The organism is uncultured Parabacteroides sp., assembly GCF_905196875.1.
Lineage (GTDB): Bacteria > Bacteroidota > Bacteroidia > Bacteroidales > Tannerellaceae > Parabacteroides.
The window spans coordinates 12,690-37,101 of sequence record NZ_CAJJWO010000050.1; the positions used below are offsets into that span (position 1 = coordinate 12,690).

Here is a 24,412-nt window from a genome sequence, read left to right on the forward strand (position 1 = left end):
GTCCTCTAAAAATGCGTTTTCATACAAACTATGCTATTCAATTGATAAGAAAGCAGATACCAATGAAAAAAAAGAAGTGAAAAGAATTGCGGAAATGAAACAAATGTGTACTTTTGTAGACGAGAATAAACGATCGTTTTCGCTAGTCATAGGATAAAGAAGTCTATAAATGTAGCGATCGTATTGAATAAGAACTTATTACACTTTAGTATTAATATTAAATTTTAGAATTATGAACAAAAAGTTTTCTACTCTTGTAGCCAGCTTGTTATTTGCATCAGCTTTTAGTGCTTATGCAGGAACGGCGGCTTCAATGTTTGCAGCTCCTACTGCAATCGAGACCAGAGCTGTTGTTGGTACAGACAAGGCTTTGGCTTGGGATGATACAAAAACAAATGTGTTGCCTGATGAAACTAAAATGGCAGCTGTTAAAGGTGGTATTCTGTCGGGCTTTACTCAGAATGCTCGTCTGTTGGTGATCCAGAACACAAACAGTACGACAGCTATGACAGTAGCTGATGATAAATATGTTCAAGTTGCTGCTGATGGAACTCTTTCCATAGCTGCTACTCCTGTCGGTGGTGCTGGAGCTTATTGGACAATGCAGTCAGACGGCGAGTTGCTGAATAACATCGATAAAACTTTGACTGTAGCCGGTTTTGGGAACTTTGATGTTGTCCCTGTAAAGGCAGAAAACAAGCCTGGTTATTTCTTCGTGTTGCGTGTAAAAACATCAAAAGGTGCGTTTGGTGGTTATGTGAAGTGCACTGATGGGTCTGCTTTGACTGTTTCTGCTGGTGCTGATGCTGCAACAGAGTTAGTAGACGCTGCACTGTTCGTATCTGTAGAAACAGCTTTTGCTACAGCTGCTACAACAGGTGATGAGTTGAATAAAAACTTGAAAGATGGTTTTGAACTGACTATTTCTTCAGCTAAAGAAGGTGTGACTGTAACTGGTGCAGGTGCATTTGCTGGCAAACTGACTGCTATGGTGTATGCAGCTGATGTTGATGGTAAGGGTAATCCAGGTTTCAAACCAGCAACTACTGAAGTTGAGTATTTCTTGAAAAACAAAGATGGCAAATACATCTATTGGGATGCTGATGCAAACAAAGATTCTGACAAACCGGGAGCATTTAAATTAGCTTCTGCAACTGATGCTTTGGCTCAAAATGCTAATGCCGCTTATAAATTTGCAGTTCATGCTGCAGATAACGGTTCTAAGGCTGTTCAAGTTATTGTTAATACAGATAAAAGACTGTATATTAACAATACAAACAATGAAGGTCGTCTGACTGCTTTTGATAAAGCAGGAACAGTAAGTAGTGCTGCTAACTGGGCTGTTACTTCTTTGGGTAGCTCAAATACAATTGACTTGACTCAGTTCTTGACTGGCCAGTTTGTAAAAGTAAACTATGTGGCTAACGGTGAAGAAGGTGCTTCTAATACATACAAAATTGACGGTGTTCTGACAATTGCAGAAGACGGTACAAAAGAAGACTTTGCTAAAGCTAAAAGTTTCGTAGTAGAAGACCCGGCAACTCATTGGGCTGTAACTACCGAAGACAGAGGTACAACTATTAAGTTGACTAACCGTGAAAATCCGAGCATTTCGGTTACTCTTTCTGAATTGCGCGGTACTAATAAAACAGGTGTTTATGAAGTTGCTAACGTGACAGCTACTAACTTGGTAGCAGACGAACTGATTACAATCACTCCGGTTGCAACAGTTACTCCGACTGACGGTTATATGGTAGAAAATGAAAACGTATTGCGTAACACTTCTTACTATTTGGCTCAGTCTCGTCAGAATGCAGATCAGGATATTCCTGCTTATTGGGCAGAAAACCATAGCATGTCTCACCAGATCGGTGCTACTGTAAATAAAGATGCTGCAACTAAGTGGAATCTGGCATTCAAGGTAAAAGGCGGTGACAAGGGTTGGAAGAATCAGGTTGACTCTGTATTGATCGTTAGCACATTGAATAAATGGGATGCTACAGCTAAAGACGTAGTTGAAACAAAATCAACTTTGGTTATCCTTCCGTACACATTCCAGAACCGTGAAAACAATGAGTTCGTTAAGAACTACCAATACACAAATCTGGAATATTATATCTGCGACAAGGACAACAACGAAGCTGCTGATAACGGTGCTGCTCAGAAGTTTGCTTTGAAGAAGAAACCGGGTAATACTTATAACTATGTAACGTTAGCTGGAACAAATACATATGTAACAGATAATGGTTATGTGAATGTATCAACAGGCAAATCTGTTTTCACTCTTGGTGACGACAAACTGTTCTTGGGCAATAGCTTGGAAAATGGTTCTTGGGAAGAAATGGCTTTGTATGCAAAAGATAACAACTCTTTGATGCTGGTACAGCCTTCTGACGATCCTGAATACCACTTGGTAAATGATGATGTATTGGCTTGGGGCGATACTATTAAATTGTATCGTGATGAAAATGCAAATCAAGCTCTTTACGAAAAGAGAGATAACAAGTCTGTTGTTGAAAACGATACTTTGAGTTTCTTGAATATCGATAATGTTTACGATCCTCAGTTCAAATTGAACCCGGCTATCTTTGTGGATACAGCTTATGTAAATCGTGAAAATAACACTTGCTGGCAGTATCTGTTGGCTGTAAATGTGGATAACAGTGTTAAGACTTATTGTCCGGATGATCCTAAACACAACGATCCTGAATGGATTAAGGAACACGGTGTATGTCCTCATGCAGAAAAGACTCCGATTGTAAAAGGTCGTTTCTTAGTGAACTTGATTGACACAGCTAATATCTATGGAGCTACTCACCTGCATACAAATCCGTATGTAAACAATAATGAAGCTGGTGAAAAACGTGCTAAGCTGTCATTCGTATCGGGTATGCACATCAAAGATACATTGTTCTTGTTCACAAACGATGATACAATAAAAGTAGAATTGAATACTCCTGCTTTCAACAAAGTTAAGTTCGCATTCCGTTATGAAGATGCTGCTGAAGGTACATTCAAGATCCAGACTATGTATAAGAATTATGACCCTGCACAAGCTGTTAAAGATGACTCTAAAGTATTCTCTAACAACGAAGGTTATTTGAAGTGGATCAATGGTACTGTTGTTGTAGAAAATGGTTACAATAAGGGTGACTTGTTTAGAATCGAAGAAGGCTACGAAGGCAACCCGACAGCCAACGAAGAAGCTCCTGAAGTATCTACAATCTCTGTAGTTGCAACAGAAGGTGCTGTAATCGTTAAGGGTGCAGCAGGTAAGAAAGTTACTATCAGCAACGTTCTTGGTCAGACAGTTGCTAACACAGTAATCTCTTCTGATAAGGCTGAAATCGCTGCTCCTGCTGGTGTAGTTGTTGTAGCTGTAGAAGGTGAAGCTGCTGTTAAAGCAATCGTTAAGTAATAACGACTTATTTATAAAAGAAATTTATAATCAAAAATAGTCTTTCATGTAATGGTTCTCCTTCGGGAGAGCCATTAAGTAACCTGTGACAGGCGAACAGGTGAAATGACAAAATATTAAGTAATAAAATAAAGTTCATCTGTCAAGTACTCTTGCGAAGGAGGAACGCAGATAAAAAACAAGCCCCGAAAGGATTCTCTTTTCGGGGCTTCGTTAGTTTTATCAGTTGTTTATTTGTAATTCGCAAAATGCAAATAAGGTTCTTTTTAACTGTTTGTCTATGGTTATTTCTTTTAGAATAAGTATTTTTGTAAAAAATGGAGGTTATTATGGATGCAGCTTTACGAGGTTTTTATTTAAATGTCCCAAAGTCGGATGTGAAACTTTTTCAGCAGCTAGCTAAAAAGATGGGATGGACAGTGTCTGACAAGGATGCTATTTTGGATAAATATATTCAGTCTCGTCCTGAAAACGTTGAATTGTCGGATGAGGATATATTAAAGGAGCTAAACTCTGTAAGGTACGATAAATGAAAATCATTATAGATACAAACCTTTGGATCTCGTTTACAATTGGTAAAAGACTCTCTGTTTTAGAAGCTTTACTAAAGAATAAGCGAATAGAAATTTATGTTTGTAAGGAATTGATAAATGAATATAAAGATGTAGCCCAACGTCCAAAGCTTAAGAAGTATATTTAACCGGATGATGTTTCTATGACCTTGGAACTTATCGGTTTATATTGTTATTGTGTCGATATTAAAAAGCAGGCAACTTCCCCTATAAGAGATAGCAAAGATTTATACCTGTTGTCGTTGGCAGACACAGTGAAAGCAAACTATATTGTATCAGGAGATAAAGATTTGTTAGTTCTAAAAGAACACAATCACACCCACATCCTTGACTTTAATACTTTTGTAAGGATGTTATAATTTACCAAAAAACTATCACATACGCCTCATTTGAAACAAGTTATTAAATATTCTGTTTATATTTGCAAGTTATCAACAGTTAGGGCGACTTTTCAACAAAACGAGCATTGTTTTGCAAAAACCTAATATCGTTAGATTTTTAATGTTTAGTTTTGCCTCTGAATTAAAAGACAAAGTATGGGAAAGATTATCGCTTTAGCAAATCAGAAAGGTGGGGTTGGTAAAACAACGACCACGATAAATCTGGCTGCATCCCTCGCTGCCCTTGAGAAGAAAGTGCTGGTTGTTGATGCAGATCCGCAGGCAAATGCCTCTTCCGGACTGGGTGTGGATATTCGGAGTGTCGAATTGTCCATCTACGAATGTCTGGTGAACGGAGACGACCCGAAAGGTGCCATTATCCCAACCGAGGTGGAAGGACTGGATATTATCCCGTCTCACATTGACCTGGTAGGTGCGGAAATTGAAATGCTGAACATGGAGAACCGGGAGCAGATCCTGAAACAGATGCTTGTCCCCCTTAAGGATATGTACGATTTTATCCTGATCGACTGTTCTCCTTCCTTGGGGCTGATCACAGTGAATGCACTGACTGCAGCCGATTCGGTAATGATTCCCGTTCAATGCGAGTATTTTGCACTGGAAGGTATCAGTAAACTGTTGAATACGATAAAGATTATTAAATCGAAGCTGAACCCGGCTTTGGAAATCGAAGGATTCCTGCTGACGATGTACGATTCGCGTCTTCGACTGGCCAACCAGATTTACGAAGAGGTGAAACGACCGTTCCGCGATCTTGTTTTCACAACCGTTATTCAGCGTAATGTGAAATTGAGCGAAGCCTCTAGTTATGGCAAACCCGTACTGCTTTACGATGCCGAGTCGAAGGGAGCGCTTAATCACATGCAGCTTGCGCAAGAGCTGATAGACAAAAATAAATAAGGACAAATTATGGCAGTAATGAAAAGATCGGCACTTGGCCGTGGATTGGATGCTTTGATCACGATGGACGACCTTAAAACCGGAGGTTCGTCTTCTATCAGTGAAATAGCACTGAGTAAGATCCAGCCCAATCCTGATCAACCCCGTTCTATATTTGAGGAAGAAGCACTGGAAGAATTGGCTACCTCTATCCGTTCACTGGGCGTTATCCAGCCGATAACCCTGAAGGAGATCGGTACGGAGAAGTACATGATTATTTCCGGTGAACGCCGTTACCGAGCATCACTGATGGCCGGTCTGGAGCAGATTCCTGCCTATATCAAGACGGCGGCCGACGAGAATGTAGTCGAAATGGCGCTGATTGAAAATATCCAGCGCGAAGACCTTAACTCGATAGAAATTGCATTGGCTTATCAGAAACTGATAGACAGCTACGGCCTTACCCAGGAGAAGCTTAGCGAACGGGTAGGGAAGAAGCGGGCCACCATCGCCAATTATCTCCGCCTGTTGAAACTCCCGGCAGAGATACAGATGGGACTGAAAGATAAGAAAATAGATATGGGACATGCACGTGCCCTGCTACCGGTGGAAGATCCGGAAGTGCAGCTGGCCTTGTATGAACAGATACTGGCAGAAGGCCTCTCCGTACGTAATGTAGAAGAGATCGTACGTAACGGGGCGGAAGCAGTTGCGCCGGAAAAGAAAGAGAGTACAGCCGGACGTAAACCGATGCTTCCCCAGGAATTTAATCTGCTGAAGGATCATTTGTCCCGTTTCTTTAATACGAAGGTACAACTGGCATGCAACGACAAGGGAAAAGGACGCATCACGATTCCTTTTACCTCGGAAGAAGAACTGGAAAGGCTGATCGGCCTGTTGGATAAGTTGAAATAAGTTGACGCTAGATTCGTGAGGATGAAATCAAAAATAAGCAGGATACTATGCTTGCTGGTAGTACTTGCCGGTATTTCCCTGTATGCGAAAGCACAGGGACAAGCAGTAATACTTGATGCTGATACGGTAGTGGTGGCACCACCCGATTCGACAGTGCAGGCTGTGCTTCATGCTGCCGATTCTGTGCCGCAACCCAAGTTTAAGGAAATAAACATGAAGCCGTTTAAGCCGAATCCGACAAGGGCCGTTCTTTATTCGCTCGTGCCGGGGTTGGGGCAGATATATAACAGGGCATACTGGAAATTGCCGATAGTATATGGCGGTTTTATGGGATGTATCTATGCTGTTACCTGGAATAACCGTAACTATAAGGATTATTCGACAGCTTATCTGGATTTGATGAACGATGTGAAGGATCATCCGAATGATCCGACAGCCTGGAGTAGCTCCTGGGTGGATATTGCCAAGAAGAACGGGCGCGATCCGGCAGAGTTTATAACTAATACGAGGTTGCAGGATAATATAAAGAGTCGTAAGGACTATTTCCGTCGTTACAGGGATTTGAGTATTATCATTACGGCTGGCGTTTATGCTATCTGTATGATCGATGCGTATGTGGATGCACAGTTGTTCGACTTCGATATTTCGCCGGATCTGAGTATGCGTATAGAGCCTGCGGTAACACCGAAAACCAGTTTCAGTGACCGGTCGTATGGCCTGAATTGCAGTATAAAATTCTAATAACACATGAAATATTTACTAACATTACTCTGTCTCTGTTGTCTTTTTACTGTTGCCCGTGCACAGGAAGCAATAACCGACAACGAAGAACCTCAGTATTCGAACCTTTCTGCCGACTCGTTATCTGTAGATGTCGGTCTGATCCCGGAAAGTCTGGATGCTGATGTGGACAGCCTTCTTCGCTCGTGGCACGTCCAATATTTCTCCAAGAGAGATGAATATTGCCATGACGATGATGCTAATGTATACTTCCCTGACTCTGTCTATCGGGAACGTCTGGAAAGATTGCCGCGCGTTATTTCTTTACCTTATAATAAGGTAGTACGCGATTGTATCGATTTATATGCTGACCGCCGCCGTAACCTCGTACGATATATGCTGGGTATGGCGGATTTTTATTTCCCCATCATCGAGCAGGTTCTTGATGAACACGACCTGCCTATCGAACTGAAGTATCTGGCTATTGTGGAAAGTGCCCTTAACCCTGTGGCTCTCTCCCGTGTGGGAGCTTGCGGTCTGTGGCAGTTCATGCTTCCGACCGGCAAGATCTACGGTTTGGAGATCAACAGTCTGGTAGACGAACGTCGTGATCCGGTGAAGGCCACTCATGCCGCCTGTCGTTACTTTAAAGATATGTATGCCATTTATGGCGACTGGAACCTGGTATTGGCTTCTTACAACTGCGGACCGGGAAATGTAAATAAAGCAATACGCCGTTCGGGAGGTAAAACGGATTTCTGGGATATCTTCCCTTATCTGCCCAAAGAAACCCGTTCGTATGTGCCGCTCTTTATCGCGGCCAATTATATTATGAATTACTATTGCGATCACAATATTTGTCCGATGCAGACCAGTATGCCGTTGGCAACGGATACAGTGGTAGTAACGAAAGCCTTGCATTTGGAGCAGGTGGCTGACGTGCTGCAGATGGATATAGAGCAGATACGTGCCCTGAACCCGCAATACAAACGTGATATTATCCCCGGAAATGCAGAACCGTCCGTTTTGAAGCTCCCGGTTAATCAGACCTATGCTTTTATAGACAAGGAGGACACGATATATACCCATCGGGCAGAAGACTTGTTGGCCGGTTGCCTGGCTTATAATACATCCGAAACAGACAAAGGAAGTACTTCAAATCGTGAGAAGATCACCCATCGTGTAGCTTCCGGCGAGAATATTTATACGATATCCGACCGTTATGGGGTAACTCCGAAAGAAGTTCGTTCCTGGAACGGCCTGAAATCTAACAGGCTGGCCAATGGACGGCGTCTAACGTTATATGTAGACAATGGAGGTGTGGCATTTGCTTCCGCTTCAAAAGCAAAGACAGCAACTAAGACGACTTCTTCTTCAGAAATCGTTGAAAAGCAAAGCAATGGCTTTGTCTCTTACCGTGTTAAGTCGGGTGACTCTCTGTATACTATATCCAAAAAGTATCCCGGAGTGTCGGCCACATTGATCCAGAAGGCCAATGGATTACCGAATGCAAATATCCGTCCCGGACAGGTATTGAAGATTCCTGTGGGATAAACTCGCTATTTTCCTGGCTTCCTTATTGATTTTTGATGAATATTTGTATATTTGTGGTTACAGACGTTATATAAAAAGAAGAGGTTGTAACCATGAGCGATACGATAGACACAAAAGACACAAAGGAAGCCGGTGACATGTTACCGGCCATGTCGGCAGATGAAAAGATGATCCAGGACGGATTTAATGAACTGCTGCAGGACTACCTGAATTCAAATCATAGACGAAAAGTCGAGCGTATCACTAAGGCGTTCAACTTTGCTAACCAGGCACATGCAGGGGTAAAGCGTCGTTCCGGAGAACCCTATATTATGCACCCTATTGCTGTGGCGCGTATCGTTTGCCGTGAAATGGGGCTGGGCTCAACCTCTATCTGTTCCGCTCTCCTCCATGATGTAGTAGAAGATACCGAATACACCGTACAGGATATTAGTGATATGTTCGGGCCGAAGATCGCACAGATCGTGGACGGTCTTACCAAAATATCCGGAGGAATATTCGGGGAGCAAGCCTCGGCGCAGGCTGAGAACTTCCGTAAATTATTGCTCACTATGAGTGATGATATCCGGGTGATTCTGATCAAGATTGCCGACCGTCTGCATAATATGCGAACTCTGGGTTCCATGCTTCCTGCCAAGCAATTCAAGATTGCCGGTGAAACCCTTTATCTTTACGCTCCACTGGCACATCGTCTGGGCCTTTTCACGATCAAGACAGAACTGGAAGACCTGAGTTTCAAATACGAACATCCCCATGAATATGATTTCATCGAGAAGAAATTGCAGGCTACGGAAGAGAGCCGGAATAAGCTTTTCGACCATTTTGCAGTCCCGGTTGATAAGAAACTGAAAGAGATGGGCTTGCATTATGAAATGAAAGCCCGTGTAAAATCCGCTTATTCCATCTGGAACAAGATGGAGAGCAAAGGGATTACGTTTGAAGATATCTATGACTTGTATGCTGTTCGTATCATCTTCGATCCGCTGCCGGGGGTGGATGAAAAGAATATGTGCTGGGATATCTATTCTGCTATTACGGATATCTACCGTATCCGTCCGGACCGTATCCGCGACTGGGTGAGCCGTCCGAAAGCAAATGGTTATCAGGCATTGCATCTTACCGTAATGGGACCTGACGGACAATGGGTGGAAATACAGATTCGCAGCCGGCGTATGGACGATATCGCCGAGAAAGGATTTGCTGCTCACTGGAAATATAAGGAACATAGCGTAGAAGAAGACACGGAGCTGGACAAATGGCTTCAGACCATTACGGAAATCCTGGAAAGTCCGGATCCGAATGCACTCGACTTCCTGGATACGATCAAACTGAATTTGTTCACTTCCGAAATATTTGTATTTACTCCGAAGGGAGATATCAAGACACTTCCTCAGGGAGCCACAGCGCTTGACTTTGCTTATGCCCTGCATACCAATATCGGAAATAAATGTATCGGAGCGAAGGTTAATCATCGCCTGGTACCTCTCAGTCATCCGTTGGCAAGTGGTGACCAGGTCGAGATACTGACTTCCCGTTCGCAGGAACCGCAGGCGGAGTGGCTTAACTTTGTTACGACAGCAAAGGCGAGAGCCAAGATCGATGCCGTATTGAAACGTGCCCGCAAAGATGCGGCTAAGCTGGGCGAAGAGAAAGTGATCTCAGCATTCAAACGTTCGGAGATGGAAGCAAGTACGTCCAATCTGGATAAACTATGTATGTATTTCGGTTTCCCTAAACGTGAAGAATTCTATTATGCCGTAGAGAAGGGAGATGTGGTACTTCCAGAGAATATCAAGAAGTTGCTGAAAGAAAAGACGGATAACCTCTTGTTTAAATACGTAAAACAGGCATTGGGTGTCGGCTCTAAAAAGTCGGAAGAAGAGAAACCGGAAGAAAAACCCAAGACGAAATACGATAAATCGAAACCTTATATCCTCCGTGAAGAGGCTTTCGAGCGTAATTATGTTCTTGCCGAATGCTGTAAACCGATCCCGGGCGATGATGCGTTAGGCTTTATCAACGACGATGGAAATGTGGTTGTCCATAAACGTTCCTGTCCGATTGCCATGCGTCTGAAGAGTAGTTTCGGCGAACGTATCCTGAATACGGAATGGAGCAGCCATAAGAATGCCTCTTTCGAAGCTACGCTGGAAGTGAAAGGTATCGACTCGATCGGAGTGTTGAATACGATCACCAAGACGATTGCCGATGATTTCAATGTGAACATTATGCGCCTGTTGATCGAAGCGAAAGACGGAGTGTTCGAAGGGCGGATCAAGATGAAAGTGCATGATGTGGAAGACATTCAGAAGATGTGTGTGACACTTTCCAAAATTAAGAATATTAAGTCGGTAGGACGTGTAGCCGATTAGTGTCTGAACATGCAAAGGGTCTTTGCGTGGTAAGGCAAAGACCCTTTGTCGTAAAAAGTATCTTAGTAAGAAATCTTGATACCGGCGAAATAGCTTCTCGGCGTTGCCGGTCCGTAGATGTAGGCAGAGTCACGGTTCGGTCCCTGGTCGAAGTCGGACTGGTAGGCTTCGAAGAGGTTCTGTACGCCGGCATTTACTTCCAGTGTGATATCCTTGTAGATATGGAAGTCATACGCCAGCTTGATGTTCATGTCGAAGAAGTCCGGTGTATTGACTGCTTTATCCATAGGGATATAACCCGCCAGATGCTGCACCAACATGCTGCCGGTGTAAGTTCCTGACAAGGACGCTGTGAAATGTTTCAACGGAGTAAGTGTTGCAGTAAAGTAACCGTACGTATTGGGTGTACGGAACATCTTCTTTTCAGCCGGCACATTCTCGTTTTCACTCCATTTCTCCGGTTCGTTATAACGGCTGCGCTGTAAGGTGGCTCCTGCCTGTAAAGATAACCAGGAAGAAAGGACGCTTTTCCCTTCCAGGGTCAGTCCCATCACTTTTGCTCCCGAACCGTTGCGGCGTTCTTTGATGATATTGCCCTGCTCGTCTTTCCCGATATCTTCCAATACGAATACATCGTTCAGACTTGTATAAAAACCTTCCACCAGGAAGTTAACCTGGATACCGTTCTTAAAACGGTGATAAAAGTCGACCGATGTGCTGAGGCTCTGCGACTTCTCTTCCTTCAGGTCTTTCGCCCGTCGTATCATCGCTATCTCACCACCGACGGCAGAGATATGCATGTCTTCGTCGAAAGCCTGCGGAGCGCGGAAGCCACTGGAATAGCTGGCACGTATATTGATATCCTCCGTCGGGTTGAAACGAATGTTGGCACGGGGACTGAATACCACATTGTCTATCATGTTGTGCTTGTCCATACGCGCTCCGACCAGGAAGCTCCATCGTTTGTTTTTCCATTCGTTCTGCAAGAAAAGGCTTTCGATATGGACCTTCTGGTTGGTGTAGCGGTTATAACCGATCATTTCATCTTTCAGATGGTCGTAATTGTATTCCAGTCCGGCGGTCAGGTCTGACGGCATAAAGAGGAACTGGTCGAAGCTGTACGAATATTGTGTTCCGGTCATAAAGGTCAGGTCGGTTGTCTTACCGTACGCATTCGGATCTTGTCCGGTGCCGTAATAACTGTCGCGGTCGGTGTTCTGAGCCGAGGTGAAGACGCTGAGTTTATGTTTGTAATCGGATGAGAAAAGATCGAACTTCAATCCTCCGCCATCGATGGAATGCTCCAACTGTTCGGCAATATCCGCTTCATGAGGCGGACGGTCCAACAGGTTACCGCCACGACGGTATTCGTTCATGTGATGATATTCGAACGTCAGCTTACTATACGTGCTTGTTTTCAGATAGGAGCGGAAACCTACCGTCTGATTCTTCAGCTTGGGTAGTTCGGTGTAGCCGTCATTGTCATAATCGTAACCGGAACGGTGACGGTTTTGTCCGAAGATATACATACCGGCCTTCCCGTTTTCCGTTACCAATGAAGCATTCAGCGTCGTATTATTATCAAAAGAAGAACTTCCTCCGATAGAAGACAAAGTATGTGTCAGTTCGCCCGAGTTGCGTAGCGGCTCCTTGGTAATGATATTGATCGTCCCGGCAATGGCAGAAGAACCGAATAATGCCGAGCCTCCGCCACGCATCACTTCCACACGGTCGATCATATTCGCCGGAATCTGTTCCAGCCCGTAAACACCCGAAAGTGCACTGAATATAGGGCGCGAGTCGATCAGTATCTGCGTATAAGGTCCGTCCAACCCGTTGATACGTACCTGCTGGAAACCGCAGTTCTGGCAATTCGTTTCTACGCGTACACCCGGCTGGAAGTTCAGTCCTTGCGCCAGGTTTACCGCGCTGGTCGTATTAAAGACTTTCGAGTCGATCACATTTACCAGCGTAGGAGCCAGGCGGCGCGATGTCTCGCTCCGGTTAGCCGAAACGACTACACCGTCCAGGGCGATGCGATCTTCTTCCATTTCTACATTGATTTCCTGTGTTTTCCCTTTCTCCAGTTTCACTTCCCGGGTGACAGTCTTGTAACCGAGATATTTAAACTCAAGGGAGAACTTTCCTTCCGGCAGGTTTTTCAGGAAATAATGGCCGGAGTTGTCTGTTGTCGTTCCGATGGTTGTCCCTTTTAGTATGACAGTGATAAATGGGAGATGCTCACCGGTTTCTTTATCCAATACATGCCCGAATACGTTTGCATCCGATGCGTTCATTTTCTCTTCTTCTGTGGCCCATGCAACCGTAAGGGTACAGCAAAGGCATAGTATGAGTGTTATAATCTTATTCATATTGATTTAATCTGATAAATAGGTAATACAATAATTGAATGCCCGGTATTTTCCGGGACTCTTCTTCTCAATTGAAGAATTTGCCACAAGCATGGTATAGTTCTGCCACAGGCATGGCACAACTTTGTCATAAGCATGGCATAACTTTGCCATAGGCGTGGCACGGCTTTGCCAACGTGATGAAAAAAGTTGGCAAATAGCATGGGGTCATATTTATCAGGCTACAGGAGGGGCGCGAAGAGACGGTTCTCCTTGTATGGGAACCAGATAATCCGGGTAGACCGGATTGCAGGATAATCTGAATAATACGGTGAGGAAAGCGGCAAGCAATAAAGAGACAAATGCAGCACTGCTAATCTGAATAGTCGATAGTTGATGAAGTAACTGGAACTCCGCATAACCATGTTCATGGTCCGGACGTCCGTCGTCAGTCTTGTGGAAAGGGTGCGAATGGACGATCGTTACCCCATTCACGATATGAACGTGGGTAAAGGCTATCAAACATCCCAGATAGGCAATGAATAATGCCGGGAGTACAATTCGCAGATATTTCCTATACTTCTCTTTCACCTTGTCACAAAGATAAATAATATATTAGATCGTTCAAAGACGATTATATTAATTCTCAAATTATCCTCACAAAAGTATATACTTTCCGGGTGGCTGTCAATACCTATGTGAAGGGATTTTTATCTAAAAACTATAACTCACAAATAAAATCAATACCTTAGCAGTCTGAATGACTTAATCATTATAATACCATGAAAAGAAGAAACTTTTTCCGTTCTTTGGCTCTCAGCGGAGTCGGTGCGGCTCTTTCTCCCATTGTAAAGGCGGCTCCGTCTGTGCATACTGCTGATGAAAAGCCGGCAACGAATGTGCAGGATGCTCTGGCTATCCCCCGCAACGAGCACTCCATGCCCGGCAAATATCCGGGTAAAGTAGCGAAGGCGACCCATCCCGGTTGTATTGTCGACGGTCAGCCTTCCGAAGAAATCACTTACGGAATGCTTAAAAGCTGTATGCAGCACCTCACCGGAAAGGATAACCTGAAAGAAGCCTGGCTGCAATTCGTCGGCCCTGACGATGTGATCGGGCTGAAAGTGAACCCGATTGCCGGTAAGCTGTTGTCTACCTCTCATGCCCTGACCCAATCTATCATCAATCAACTGGAAGAAGCCGGTATTTCCCGCGACCATATCATCATCTGGGATCGCCGCGAAGCCGACCTTAAAGAATCCGGTTTTACCTCTGAAAACTATTCCGGCATTCGAATCGTCGGTACAGAATATCAGGATGAGAACGGCAGTTACATCAATGCCGAAGGTAAGTTCTACGGCGAAGAGCGGATCGATAAAGAGCAGTACTTTTCCGTCGACATCGAAGGAGAATACGACGCTTACACCATGCCTTTCATGATTAATGGCGGAAAGAACTCTTATTTCACGAAGATATGTACGGAGATGGTGACGAAGATCATCAACGTCCCGGTACTGAAGAATGCCGGAACAACGATCACCTGCTGCATGAAGAACCTCGCTTTCGGTTCGATTACGAATACTGCCAGGCTTCACGGTCCGATGTGGCATGATACCTGTGCTTCGGTTTGTGCTTTCCCTCCGTTACGGGATAAGGTGGTGTTGAATATTGTCGATGGAATGATCGGTTGCTTCGACGGCGGACCGGCTGCCAATCCGCAATTTATCTGCCATTATAATACTATCCTGGCGGGAAGCGACGCGGTGGCAGTCGACCGTATCAGTTACGATATAGTGATCGCCAAACGTATCGAAGAGGGGTTGCAGGAAGAAGAGAAAGCCGGAGCACGTACCTTTATGGATATGGCGCAGGAGTTTCAACTCGGTGTGGCCGATAAGGATAAAATCGAACTGATAGAAACAACGTTGCAGGCATGAAACATTTTATACGATGGGCAGGTTTCCTGCTGTTGACCCCCGCCTTTCTGGTTGCACAGGAGGTCGAAGTGAAAAGGGAGCGGGTGTTTACAGGCTCGGGACTCTACGGTTTTATGAACGGAGGAGCGGAGCAGTTCCTTGAATACGGTGTCAGCAAACTGACAGCCCGTGATGTCGTTTACGACGGACAGGAATATACAATCGAGATTTATGAGATGCCGACACCCGAGGATGCTTTCGGTATTTATTCGCTCCATGTGTTCCGCTGCCAACGGGCGGATACGCTGGATTGCATCGATTGCTTGTCGCCTTACCAGCTGCAGGCTGTGGCTGGCGATAAATATGTATCGGTGGTGTTCCCTTCCGGCTCGGCTGCGGCAAAGAGCAAGGTGGACAAGTTGATCCGGCAGTATCTTCCGATGGATGGGAAAGATAACCCGGCGATACCGGCGCTGTTGCAAGAGATATCCCCTTATTCCGGCAAACTGAAATTCCTGCGCGGACCGATAGGCATATCCGGTGTCAGTACTTCACTGATGCATTATCTGGAAGATATATCTTATACCGGAGTATGGTTTATGGCTGATAAACCTTCGAAAAGTTATCGTGCCTGGATCTGCGTGAAAGAAGGGAAAGAGGTGGAGAAGCTAAAAGAAAAAGTTCCCGCCCCCGATATTATTCAGAGCGGGAACGATTTCATCTATATTCGTGGCAATGAAAAAGAGTCGGAACAAGAGGATTATGGTGGTTTCGGCTTCTGATCTGGTTCCTATCCGGTCGTACCCACGAGGAATTATTTTATCCCTATCGATTTCAGTACCGGCAGGCTGATCGTGAAACCGATGGCATCGTACCTGCCTTTCTCCAGGCCGACAAAGACACCGATCCGTGCAACATTGCTGAATCCGACAGAATATCCGAATTCGGAATAACTTTTACCGGGTATCCAAAGCGTACGGGCATGGAGCGCTTCATTGAACATATACTTTTGAAGGAAAGGTAACCGCTTAAACAGCAAATAATCGGAGGTGTAGTTCAAATGAGCCTGTAACCATTGCTTGTCGGTAGAGTAAATATAATTGTCAAACAAGCAAAAACTGTAATCCAGCGAGCTTCCGGTAATGAATAGTTCGTTGGTATCGAAATGTTTGAAGTCCGGGAAATAGACCCGTTTGGCGGAAAGGAACTTCCCTCCGTTGACAGTATAACCGATCCTGTCGAACTCACTTATCTTTATTGTCTGGCTGATATTGCCTTCGAGTCGGTTGAAGGAGGCAGACTCTTTTGATCCTGTGGATATTCCGGTTTCATACAGTAAGGAGAAGGTCGGATAATCGGAATAAACATACATCTTCTTCCCCCGGTGTTTCCAATAATGGTATCGAGGCGTATAAGTCAGCTGGATCTTTACTTTCATCGCTGAATTATCCGGCATAGGCGTTAATTGTCCGTTGGGTAAATTGGATGAAGGGGTATTCCCGAAAAAGTAATAGGATTGACGGTTGTTTAATGCGTTGCGTTTCTCGTAACTGATACCGGTGGTCAATGGCAGGCCGTTAGCCAACTCGACGGTATTGGAAAGGGAAACAAATTCTTTTTTGTAGAACTTCACCGGATTTTCACCGAAGAATAGGGAGGCGATGGAATTGATCGTCAGGAGTGTTCCGCTTTCCCCGTTATAATCCGCAGTAGTCTGTCCTCCGGAGAGGGATATGTTGCCACGGCGCATGGGCGCATACTGGTAACTTCCGTCGATCTGCCAGTTTATGGTCTTTCCCGCTGTGGTGTAATAGAGCGAAGGGGAGACGATTAATGCCCGGCTTTCCGTAAAGCTGTTGCGCAACGTGAATTGTTGCCCCAACCAGAAACCATCGACGAAATTGTATTGCGGGCATGCCTTGAGCAATCCGCTATATCCGAATTGGAGTTTCTTATTTAAAGGGACACTTTCGCCGGTGATCAGTTTGCCGATCCAATAGGCTGGAGTGCGGTTCTGTAAAGAGTCCTTGCTTCGTAGGGTTTCCATTTTTGTTTTCAGGCTGTCTCTGACCTGATAGCTTACAATTTCATCTTTCTTCAGCGGCTGCTTGCGTATCGTTTCCCAATAGGTGGAGTCGCGGGTTCCTGCCAGGGTGTCGACTGTCACTTTGATGTTCGCATTGCCCGGATTGATTTCGAGCGACTCCCGTTCTTTCTTTGTTTCTTCCGGCTCGGTCGTCTCTTTCATCAGCTTCGCCATTTTGTAGGCTTCCCGGTTGCTGAGTTCTTCTTTGGCGGCTAATGTATTCAGTTGTTCCTGCGATTTGGGGCTGGCGACCTGGGCTGTTCCGCTGAGTTCGACGGTTTTGTATTGAACGGATGAATAATATTTGCCAGAGGCTTTTACTCCCATGGCATCTACTTTCATGTCGATATCGTAGGCCGTAGGAAGAAAAGCGGAAGGTTTCACTTCGTTGTAGGTGGCGGTGAAACGGATGGTGACACCTAGTTCGGTAGCACTTAAATCGGCACTTTGCACGTTCCAGCTGTTTTCGATGATGTATAACCAACCGCTGACCAGCTTAGGGTTGTTCTTTTTAGGTTGTACACGTATTTTGTTGATCATATGATCTCCCTCCATGCTTATACCATCCAACGCAAACTTGTAGTATGAGAAGGCTCCCGCGGCTAAAGGAGATATCCTGCCGAAAGCGTTCGGGTCGTATATGTTGGCAGTCATGACAGACATGACCTGTCCGGCATCGATATCTGTGGGAAGGGTGGAAGAGAAGGCCAGCACTTTCTGTTCATACCGATTGGGAGAAGTGAAGCTGACTTCGTTCTGCGACTCTATTAAGAAGAGCTTGTTAGTGAGGCTTTTCAGCTTTTTCCCGTTTGAACCGAAGGTCATAAGCCGGGGAATCTTCTCTACCTTTACACTTCCTTTCACATAGATGGACGACTCGTACTTCTCTATCTGATGGAGATAAAAAGGAGCCATGCCGATCGCTTTCCGCATGATGGCATAAGCCGGATCTTCGCGGTTGGCAGAGACAATGACCTCTTTCAGGGCATACACTTTCTTTTCCATTTCTACGGCAAGGTGTGTCTCCGCTTTGTCGATTGTCAGAGGAAGGGTCTTTCGCTCATATCCTAAAGAACTGAAGTCGCAGGTGTAGGAACCTTTCTTCAGGGAAGCCTGGAATTCGCCGTTGTCATCGGCAGTAATCCCCAATGCCACTTCACGGATGTATAAAGTCGCATTGGGGATCGCTTCTCCCGACACATCTGTTATTCTGCCTGTCAATACCTGGGCAAACAGATGCAAGGGCAATAAACAAAACAGGACAATCAGCGAATAAACTTTCATCAAAACAATTTATTAATATGCAAATGTAGGATTGATCCGCGAATAATCGTCCTGTAACGGGTCACTTTTTCTTCCGTAGCTTCTTCTTGATCCAGAAATAATATCCGGTTATCGCAAATACAGCTCCGAGTAAAGAAACGAGGCAACTTAATATCTTCGTTGTCAGTCCGCCCCAGGTTCCGGCGTGTACGGAGTAGATCCACCCTCTGATCTTTCCTGACTTGGGAAGGTCTTCGTATAGTTGCACCTCTTTGATTTTCCCGTTTGCCGTATCGAAAGAATAACGGTCGCTTCCCCGGGTGTTGCCGTATCGAGCGGAAGAAACTGTGGCCGATCCATCCTGAATCGTGATGGAGTTGTATTGCGGATAACGGTTTTGCAGATCGGTCAAGACTGTAGCCCATTGCGTATAATCTGTTTCCGCATGCTTGTTTCTCCCCCTTTCATGGGAACCTTTTTCTTTCGATTTTCCTTTGGAGTCGGACGGCGCCGGAGCATGTGCCTGCGGTTGGGTGGTTTCGACACCGAAAATGGTATAGAATGCATCGCGATACCAACCGAAAGACCAGGTTAAACCGGTCAGTGCCAGGGCTAGCAGAAGCAAGGTCGCGTAGAAGCCACCCGAAACATGCAGGTCGTAAAAGAAACGATGCCAACCTGATTTGGTTTTTATCTTTAAGCGGTTTTTCAGTACTTTCTTATTGCGCGGATACCAGATCACCAGGCCGCTTATAAGTATGATGGCAAATGCCAGAGTAGAGTAGCCTACAACGGCTTTGCCTAAGGAAAAACTGCCATCCCGTTTGTAAGAGTCGAGCAGCCAGCGGTGCAGACGCATCATTTGCATAAAAAAGCCTTGTCCGTCGTCGATACCGGTGATCTCAGCAGTATAGGGATTGATAAAAGCAGCAGATTTCTTCCCCGGCAATACCACCTGCCAGGTCCGTTTGGTATTCTGTGAAACACGGATCCCGTTTATTTGGATGGAATCAGGCAGTTGCTGGCGTGCCGAACTGAGCAGGACATCAGGAGGAAGCGGTTCGCCTTTCACCTCTTTCACGAAGTAACGGGAGGGATAACACAGCTCCAACAGCTCTGTTTCGAATACCAGGATTGCACCTGTCAGGCAGATAATCGCAATGATGATACCAAAAGGTATCGATAACCATAAATGTATTTTTGCAAATAACTTTCTCATTTACCATATAGTTGTTTGATCCCGTCGTATATACCAGGGATAGCGACTGTTCCGTGGTTCTCTTCGGGGAATGATTTACTAAAGAAACGCAGGTTCTCCGCCTGCGGCAGTACCTCTGTGAGGAGATGGTTTACTTTGTTGAGGTGGATATCCACTCGGTCGGTACGCTTTTTAGAAGCGACGCCGATATACAGGCTTTTCCCTGTGAAGTCTTTTCCTTCGATCCATGTTTCCGCTTCTTCCGATAGTTTGCCCTGATCCCACCAAAGGCTCGGGTCGACAGCTAGATACATATCGAACAGTTCCGTATGACGAAGGAAAGTGTTGAGCGTGAACAGTCCCGCGTAGGAATGTCCGATCAGCATATTCTTTCCGTTGGTACGGTAGACGCTGTCGATAACGGCGCGAAGCTCTCCGGTCAGGAAGCGGCTGAACGTTTCGCTACCGCCCCCTTGCGGGATGGTGCCGGGAGCTATCTTTCCGTCACGTCCGGCGGCTGAGGCGGTAGGCGTCAGGTCGCGTGTACGGTCTACATTCAGCACACCGATGATGATACTTTGCGGGAGGAACTTCCCTCTCACGGTGGAGAATGTTTTGCTGATACCCACTAACGAATGAAAGAACGAATCACCGTCGAGCAGATAAACCACCGGATAGGTTTGCGTTGTATCCTGTCCGTAGTTCTCTGGCAGATGTATCCAGTAGTTTCTGTTTTCCTGCAAGGCGGTAGAGTAAAGCGACTGTTTCTTACCTATAAAAATATCCCCCTGGCTCCGCAGGGTTAGCGGGAGCAGGAGGAATATAAGAAGGATCTTGATCCGATTCATTTTTCAGTCGTTTGCGACTTAGTTTGCAGCAGTCAGCTTACCAACGCCACTTACCTGAGTCGCTTCTATCGTAAGACCTTTTGTTGCAGCAGCTGTTGCCGGATCGATCTTGTAGATTGCCGGGTTGCCGCCACCTTCCGTGTAGCTTACAGTTACATAAGCCTTGCCGTTTTCAACAAACGGTTCGTTGCCGAAACCGGAAATCTGATCGGCAGCAGGAAGACCAGTTACATATGTCAGCGACTTGTCACCGGCTTTGAAGATAGCCAGCTGATTAGCTACATAACCTGTTTCGGTGAGTGCTCTGTCGTACATCAGCAACATGAAATAGTCGCCTGTGATATGCCAGCTGCGAACAAAAGATTTTCCGCCGGTCTTCTCTTCCAGGTTGCAGTAATAATCGTCGAACTCTGTGGTTCCGGAAGGGATACGTACCACACCGGCAGGTAAAGTAGTCTGCTGGCGAACGTCGCTCATCGTCTTGGCGAAGCTAGGGGAGAACACATATACGTCACCATTGTCGGCTGCCCATATCATCTGGTAGTACTGCGATTTGTTACGTCCGGCAGCATAGCTGATCTTATCTGTCTTGATGATCTTTTTACTGTTCATATTGGCATTGTCGAAGATCGCAACGTAGCATTCGTTCGGATACTGTGTCCACTGCAACTCATCTTTCTTGTATGCGCTACTGTTTGAACCACCCGACTCTTTCTTCACCAGGTCTTCGTTGCCTGCTTTTACCCATTTGCCATTCTGGTCTTTCGTACCGAACTGGCTAAGTCCCATCGGAACGGCAGCCGTATAAATCTTGTTGTTATGTTCCAGCAAACCGGCCAGAGTTACGTATTCACCGTTACCCAGGAAGTTTTCAGACAGATATGCTTTATCATTCGTGTCATTCGTGGTAAATGTTTCAGCTGCTACGTCGAGATAAGAGATCAGGAATACTTTCGGCGTGTAACCGTTCTCGTCGTTCCAGTCCGTAGGGCCGTCACCGGTAGAAGAGGTCATGATATATTTATCGTAGATACCATAAGTGGTAAATCTTTTTACCGCAAACTCTTTAGAGCGTTTCTTTACTTCGCCACCTGCATCCATGATATACGAACGGGTACCGCCCGCTTCTCCCTGGTTGTAAGTCAATGCATAAAGATATTGATTTTTATAGAATACCCAGTAGCTGGCGCCATCATTTACAACCCCGTTGTTGATGGTCGATACAGTTCCTTCGTCTAATGTTTCTGCATTTACCAATACATTGGTCGTGTTTCCGGAAGCTGTAACCGAAGCCGCGATCACATATTCGGCATTCTTGTCATCGTCTCCACCGTCGTCTCCGCCACCACCGTTGGCAGGATCGTCATCACAGGCAGTAAATGTCAGTGCGGTCATCGCTGTTGCGAAAAGACCTGTTAAAAAGAAGTTCTTCTTCATCTTGTTTTGTTTTAATATTGAATTTATTACTATTTATATTGGGATTAATTTCCTAAGTAGACACGAACCTTTCCGTAGAAAGCCCGTCCGGCACGTTGCAGGCTGAAGTTATCATACAGCTTCTCATCCGTGAAGTTACGGCATTCGAAAGAGATGTTGTAACGTCCGTTCTTTAGAGTGTAAGACAGAGACAGGTTGTGTGAGAACTGGCTTGGTACCAGATATTCCCCTTTATTCGATCCGATGATAGATGAATAATAGGTGAACTCATGCAGATACTGATTGTCGTATGATACGGTCAGTGTATTGCCCTTCTCGAACAGGTTACGCCAGTAGAACGTCACGTCCGAGTCGGCAAAGCGGTAGGGCAGGTTCGGCATACGTTGTTTGTAAGCGATGTTGTTCGCACCGCTACCGATGGCCGTCTTTTGATTGTCGCGTACGTTCATCTGTGTGAAGTTTCCACCGATGCTTAGCCAGTTACCGAAGCCGTAACGGGCGGAGATATTATACCCTTTGGTCAGTACTTTACCGTAGTTGATATAAGTCGCAGCTTCTTTTCCGCCACTCAGGTCGGTAATATTACGTTGGATATAGTCGCTGGTATTGCGATAGATTACGCCGCCTTCCGTATATATGGTATGTTTGCCGAATGTCCTGTTGTAGCTGATATTCACGTTGATGTTGTCGCTGTTCTCCGGTTTGATGCTGAGATCACCCATCTCGAGGTCTTCGTTACCGAACATTTCCTCGATCGTAGGCAGGCGGTATGCCTTTTCGTAAGACAGCTTGGCTTGCAGGCCGGGCAGCACGAAATAGGTACCTGCGGCTCCGTATCCCATCGAGTTGACGCTGCGGGTGGTACGCACATACTCATCCTGTGTGGAACTGGTTGCCATCGGGCCTGCCACAAACTGGTTGTAGTATTTACCGAACACGGAGAGGTTCCAGTGTTCCGACGGCATCAGGCGGTAGGAGAGGCCGGAGATATTCTTCCGTGTTTCCTTGTTGATGGCATCTGTCATTTCCTCGTTGGTCAGTAGTGAGGTGTTGGAGCGGCTGAAGGTGTTCAGTACATGGTTGAAGGTGAACATATGCGCTTTGCCGATCCGGTAATTAGCTGTTAATGTACCGTTCCAGTTATTGTTGTCCGAACGGGTATGCTGGTAAGATTGTTCGCCGCGTGAATTCATCAGGTGCTTTTCGCCGCGCCAGTTATATTCGTAGGCGGAAGTGTCCACGTTCGTTGTCTGGTTCTTGTTGTAATTGACGGTCAGCGCCACGTCTACCCCGCTATCGAACAGGTTGCGTTTGTTGTATTCGAGCGACGGCATCAGCGAATGGCCTTTGCGATGCTTCTGACCGTATACGGTTTTCTGGCGTACCCCCGTCTGTATCTCCTGATACATATTCGACCAGGTGAACCCGAACATCAGGCGGTCTGCCCATTTCTTATCCACCAGGCCCAGTTTACCGACAACCGCCTCGTTGTGATAGGTATCGTTGAAACGTTTCACCCGTTCTTTTTTCTCTGTATCCAGGCTACCGGTTTCGAAGTCCTTTACCGGAGCATCTACATAATAGTCGTTGTCCGAATAGTTCTGGAATGCATTGATCTCGTAGGCGAAACCATTATCGAAGGTCTGTCCGAAGTTTACATATGATTTATGTGTATTAAACGATCCGTAGGAATAGGAAGCATCCAGGAACCAGTTACGACGCTTCTTGTTAGTCACGATATTAACCACCCCGCCGATTGCATCCGTCCCGAAGCCTACGGGAACGACCCCTTTGTATACCTCGATGCGGTCGGCAAAGTTGACGGGAATATTATTCAGGGCGAAAGAACTTCCTACCCCTTCCTGCGGCACGCCGTCGATAAATACCTTTACATGCTTTCCGCTGAAACCGTCCAGCATCAGCTGCATATCCGACCCTACGCCACCCGATTCACGGAGCTTCATCCCCGGAGCCTTGCCCAGTGCATCGCTCAGGTTTTTAGTCGAGTTCTGAAGCTCTTTGGTATCCACCGCGATGGCATTGAATGCGGACCGTTTCAGGCGGCTGACTCCGTTGGAGACAACGACTACTTCGTCGAGTTCTTCTACCTGCGGTGAGATCGTCATGTTTTGTTTGATACGCTGGCCGTCGATCAGCCGGACTGCTTTCTCTACGGTCGTGTAGCCGATGGCGGATACTACCAGCGTGTAATTTCCTGCGGGCGCTTTCAGATGGTAGATGCCTTCTTCGTTTGTCGTGCCGCCGTAGTTCGTACCCTTCAGGTAAACCGTTGCAAAATCGACTGTTTCTTTTTCTGTGGATAATATCTTCCCCGAGATCATCGTCTCCCTTTGTGCATTTGCCGCAACAGCAAAACAAATAAGGGTCAGCATGATCGTTAGTCCTCTCAAAATCGTTTTCAATGTGTTTAATCTTTTTACCGTTATTAGAAACCGATGCAAAGGTCGGGTGAAAATGAAAG

General features: G+C 45.7%; 16 protein-coding genes and 1 pseudogene. 10 read left to right on the forward strand and 7 right to left on the reverse strand.

Annotation, left to right across the window (positions count from 1 at the left end; genetic code table 11):
• Positions 1 to 232: 232 nt before the first annotated feature.
• The 8 genes and pseudogenes from QZ076_RS15495 (at position 233) to QZ076_RS15530 (ending at position 10,831) form a co-directional block, all read left to right on the forward strand.
• Positions 233 to 3,418, forward strand: a complete 3,186-nt coding sequence (locus tag QZ076_RS15495) for a DUF6383 domain-containing protein (protein ID WP_293714587.1) — start codon at positions 233 to 235, stop codon at positions 3,416 to 3,418.
• 329 nt (positions 3,419 to 3,747) lie between these two features.
• On the forward strand, positions 3,748 to 3,951 hold the full coding sequence (locus QZ076_RS15500) for a hypothetical protein (RefSeq protein ID WP_293714589.1): 204 nt from the start codon (positions 3,748 to 3,750) through the stop codon (positions 3,949 to 3,951).
• Positions 3,948 to 4,349, forward strand: a pseudogene (locus tag QZ076_RS15505) (putative toxin-antitoxin system toxin component, PIN family). The gene QZ076_RS15500 and the pseudogene QZ076_RS15505 overlap by 4 nt, the downstream one beginning before the upstream one ends.
• A 177-nt stretch (positions 4,350 to 4,526) precedes the next feature.
• The gene (locus QZ076_RS15510; RefSeq protein ID WP_293714591.1) at positions 4,527 to 5,291 is read left to right on the forward strand and encodes an AAA family ATPase; all 765 of its coding nucleotides are present in this window, start codon (positions 4,527 to 4,529) and stop codon (positions 5,289 to 5,291) included.
• 9 nt (positions 5,292 to 5,300) lie between these two features.
• Positions 5,301 to 6,185 (forward strand): ParB/RepB/Spo0J family partition protein, encoded by an 885-nt coding sequence (locus QZ076_RS15515; RefSeq protein ID WP_293714593.1) that lies wholly within the window; start codon positions 5,301 to 5,303, stop codon positions 6,183 to 6,185.
• Positions 6,186 to 6,236: 51 nt separating this feature from the next.
• Positions 6,237 to 6,926 carry a DUF5683 domain-containing protein gene (locus tag QZ076_RS15520; RefSeq protein WP_365325931.1) on the forward strand — a complete coding sequence of 230 codons (690 nt, stop codon included), beginning with the start codon at positions 6,237 to 6,239 and terminating at the stop codon, positions 6,924 to 6,926.
• Between the two features lie 6 nt (positions 6,927 to 6,932).
• Positions 6,933 to 8,459 (forward strand): lytic transglycosylase domain-containing protein, encoded by a 1,527-nt coding sequence (locus tag QZ076_RS15525; protein ID WP_293714597.1) that lies wholly within the window; start codon positions 6,933 to 6,935, stop codon positions 8,457 to 8,459.
• Between the two features lie 92 nt (positions 8,460 to 8,551).
• On the forward strand, positions 8,552 to 10,831 hold the full coding sequence (locus tag QZ076_RS15530) for a RelA/SpoT family protein (RefSeq protein WP_293714599.1): 2,280 nt from the start codon (positions 8,552 to 8,554) through the stop codon (positions 10,829 to 10,831).
• Positions 10,832 to 10,893: 62 nt separating this feature from the next.
• Here the strand turns inward: QZ076_RS15530 and QZ076_RS15535 are convergent, their stop codons facing one another.
• Together QZ076_RS15535 and QZ076_RS15540 are read right to left on the reverse strand one after the other, a co-directional pair.
• Entirely contained in the window at positions 10,894 to 13,203 is a 2,310-nt protein-coding gene (locus QZ076_RS15535; protein ID WP_293714602.1) for a TonB-dependent receptor, read from the reverse strand.
• A 216-nt stretch (positions 13,204 to 13,419) separates the two neighbouring features.
• Positions 13,420 to 13,773: a hypothetical protein gene (locus QZ076_RS15540; RefSeq protein WP_293714604.1), complete on the reverse strand. Its 354-nt coding sequence runs from the start codon at positions 13,771 to 13,773 to the stop codon at positions 13,420 to 13,422.
• 191 nt (positions 13,774 to 13,964) lie between these two features.
• Here QZ076_RS15540 and QZ076_RS15545 point away from each other — a divergent pair, with 191 nt between their 5' ends.
• On the forward strand, positions 13,965 to 15,119 hold the full coding sequence (locus tag QZ076_RS15545) for a DUF362 domain-containing protein (protein ID WP_293714606.1): 1,155 nt from the start codon (positions 13,965 to 13,967) through the stop codon (positions 15,117 to 15,119).
• A complete protein-coding gene (locus QZ076_RS15550) occupies positions 15,116 to 15,880 on the forward strand; it encodes a DUF6599 family protein (RefSeq protein ID WP_293714608.1) in 765 nt (254 codons plus the stop codon). Before QZ076_RS15545 ends, QZ076_RS15550 begins: the two co-directional genes overlap by 4 nt.
• A gap of 32 nt (positions 15,881 to 15,912) precedes the next feature.
• On the opposite strand, the gene QZ076_RS15555 is transcribed toward QZ076_RS15550, so the two are convergent.
• The 5 genes from QZ076_RS15555 to QZ076_RS15575 all read right to left on the reverse strand — a co-directional run bounded on the left by QZ076_RS15555 (position 15,913) and on the right by QZ076_RS15575 (position 24,272).
• Positions 15,913 to 18,468 carry a DUF5686 family protein gene (locus QZ076_RS15555; protein WP_293714610.1) on the reverse strand — a complete coding sequence of 852 codons (2,556 nt, stop codon included), beginning with the start codon at positions 18,466 to 18,468 and terminating at the stop codon, positions 15,913 to 15,915.
• A 61-nt stretch (positions 18,469 to 18,529) separates the two neighbouring features.
• Positions 18,530 to 19,666: a PepSY-associated TM helix domain-containing protein gene (locus QZ076_RS15560; RefSeq protein ID WP_293714612.1), complete on the reverse strand. Its 1,137-nt coding sequence runs from the start codon at positions 19,664 to 19,666 to the stop codon at positions 18,530 to 18,532.
• Positions 19,663 to 20,493 carry an alpha/beta hydrolase-fold protein gene (locus QZ076_RS15565; protein ID WP_293714614.1) on the reverse strand — a complete coding sequence of 277 codons (831 nt, stop codon included), beginning with the start codon at positions 20,491 to 20,493 and terminating at the stop codon, positions 19,663 to 19,665. The genes QZ076_RS15560 and QZ076_RS15565 overlap by 4 nt, the downstream gene beginning before the upstream one ends.
• Before the next feature lie 18 nt (positions 20,494 to 20,511).
• Complete coding sequence (locus QZ076_RS15570) at positions 20,512 to 21,930, reverse strand: DUF4374 domain-containing protein (protein WP_293714616.1); 1,419 nt, start codon at positions 21,928 to 21,930, stop codon at positions 20,512 to 20,514.
• 44 nt (positions 21,931 to 21,974) lie between these two features.
• Positions 21,975 to 24,272: a TonB-dependent receptor gene (locus QZ076_RS15575; RefSeq protein WP_365325934.1), complete on the reverse strand. Its 2,298-nt coding sequence runs from the start codon at positions 24,270 to 24,272 to the stop codon at positions 21,975 to 21,977.
• Positions 24,273 to 24,412: the final 140 nt, after the last annotated feature.

Coding starts and splice junctions, on each gene's coding strand:
- QZ076_RS15495 (WP_293714587.1), top strand. CDS start 233: ATGAACAAAAAGTTTTCTACTCTTGTAGCCAGCTTGTTATTTGCATCA.
- QZ076_RS15500 (WP_293714589.1), top strand. CDS start 3,748: ATGGATGCAGCTTTACGAGGTTTTTATTTAAATGTCCCAAAGTCGGAT.
- QZ076_RS15510 (WP_293714591.1), top strand. CDS start 4,527: ATGGGAAAGATTATCGCTTTAGCAAATCAGAAAGGTGGGGTTGGTAAA.
- QZ076_RS15515 (WP_293714593.1), top strand. CDS start 5,301: ATGGCAGTAATGAAAAGATCGGCACTTGGCCGTGGATTGGATGCTTTG.
- QZ076_RS15525 (WP_293714597.1), top strand. CDS start 6,933: ATGAAATATTTACTAACATTACTCTGTCTCTGTTGTCTTTTTACTGTT.
- QZ076_RS15530 (WP_293714599.1), top strand. CDS start 8,552: ATGAGCGATACGATAGACACAAAAGACACAAAGGAAGCCGGTGACATG.
- QZ076_RS15535 (WP_293714602.1), bottom strand. CDS start 13,203: ATGAATAAGATTATAACACTCATACTATGCCTTTGCTGTACCCTTACG.
- QZ076_RS15545 (WP_293714606.1), top strand. CDS start 13,965: ATGAAAAGAAGAAACTTTTTCCGTTCTTTGGCTCTCAGCGGAGTCGGT.
- QZ076_RS15550 (WP_293714608.1), top strand. CDS start 15,116: ATGAAACATTTTATACGATGGGCAGGTTTCCTGCTGTTGACCCCCGCC.
- QZ076_RS15555 (WP_293714610.1), bottom strand. CDS start 18,468: ATGAAAGTTTATTCGCTGATTGTCCTGTTTTGTTTATTGCCCTTGCAT.
- QZ076_RS15560 (WP_293714612.1), bottom strand. CDS start 19,666: ATGAGAAAGTTATTTGCAAAAATACATTTATGGTTATCGATACCTTTT.
- QZ076_RS15565 (WP_293714614.1), bottom strand. CDS start 20,493: ATGAATCGGATCAAGATCCTTCTTATATTCCTCCTGCTCCCGCTAACC.
- QZ076_RS15570 (WP_293714616.1), bottom strand. CDS start 21,930: ATGAAGAAGAACTTCTTTTTAACAGGTCTTTTCGCAACAGCGATGACC.
- QZ076_RS15575 (WP_365325934.1), bottom strand. CDS start 24,272: ATGATCTCGGGGAAGATATTATCCACAGAAAAAGAAACAGTCGATTTT.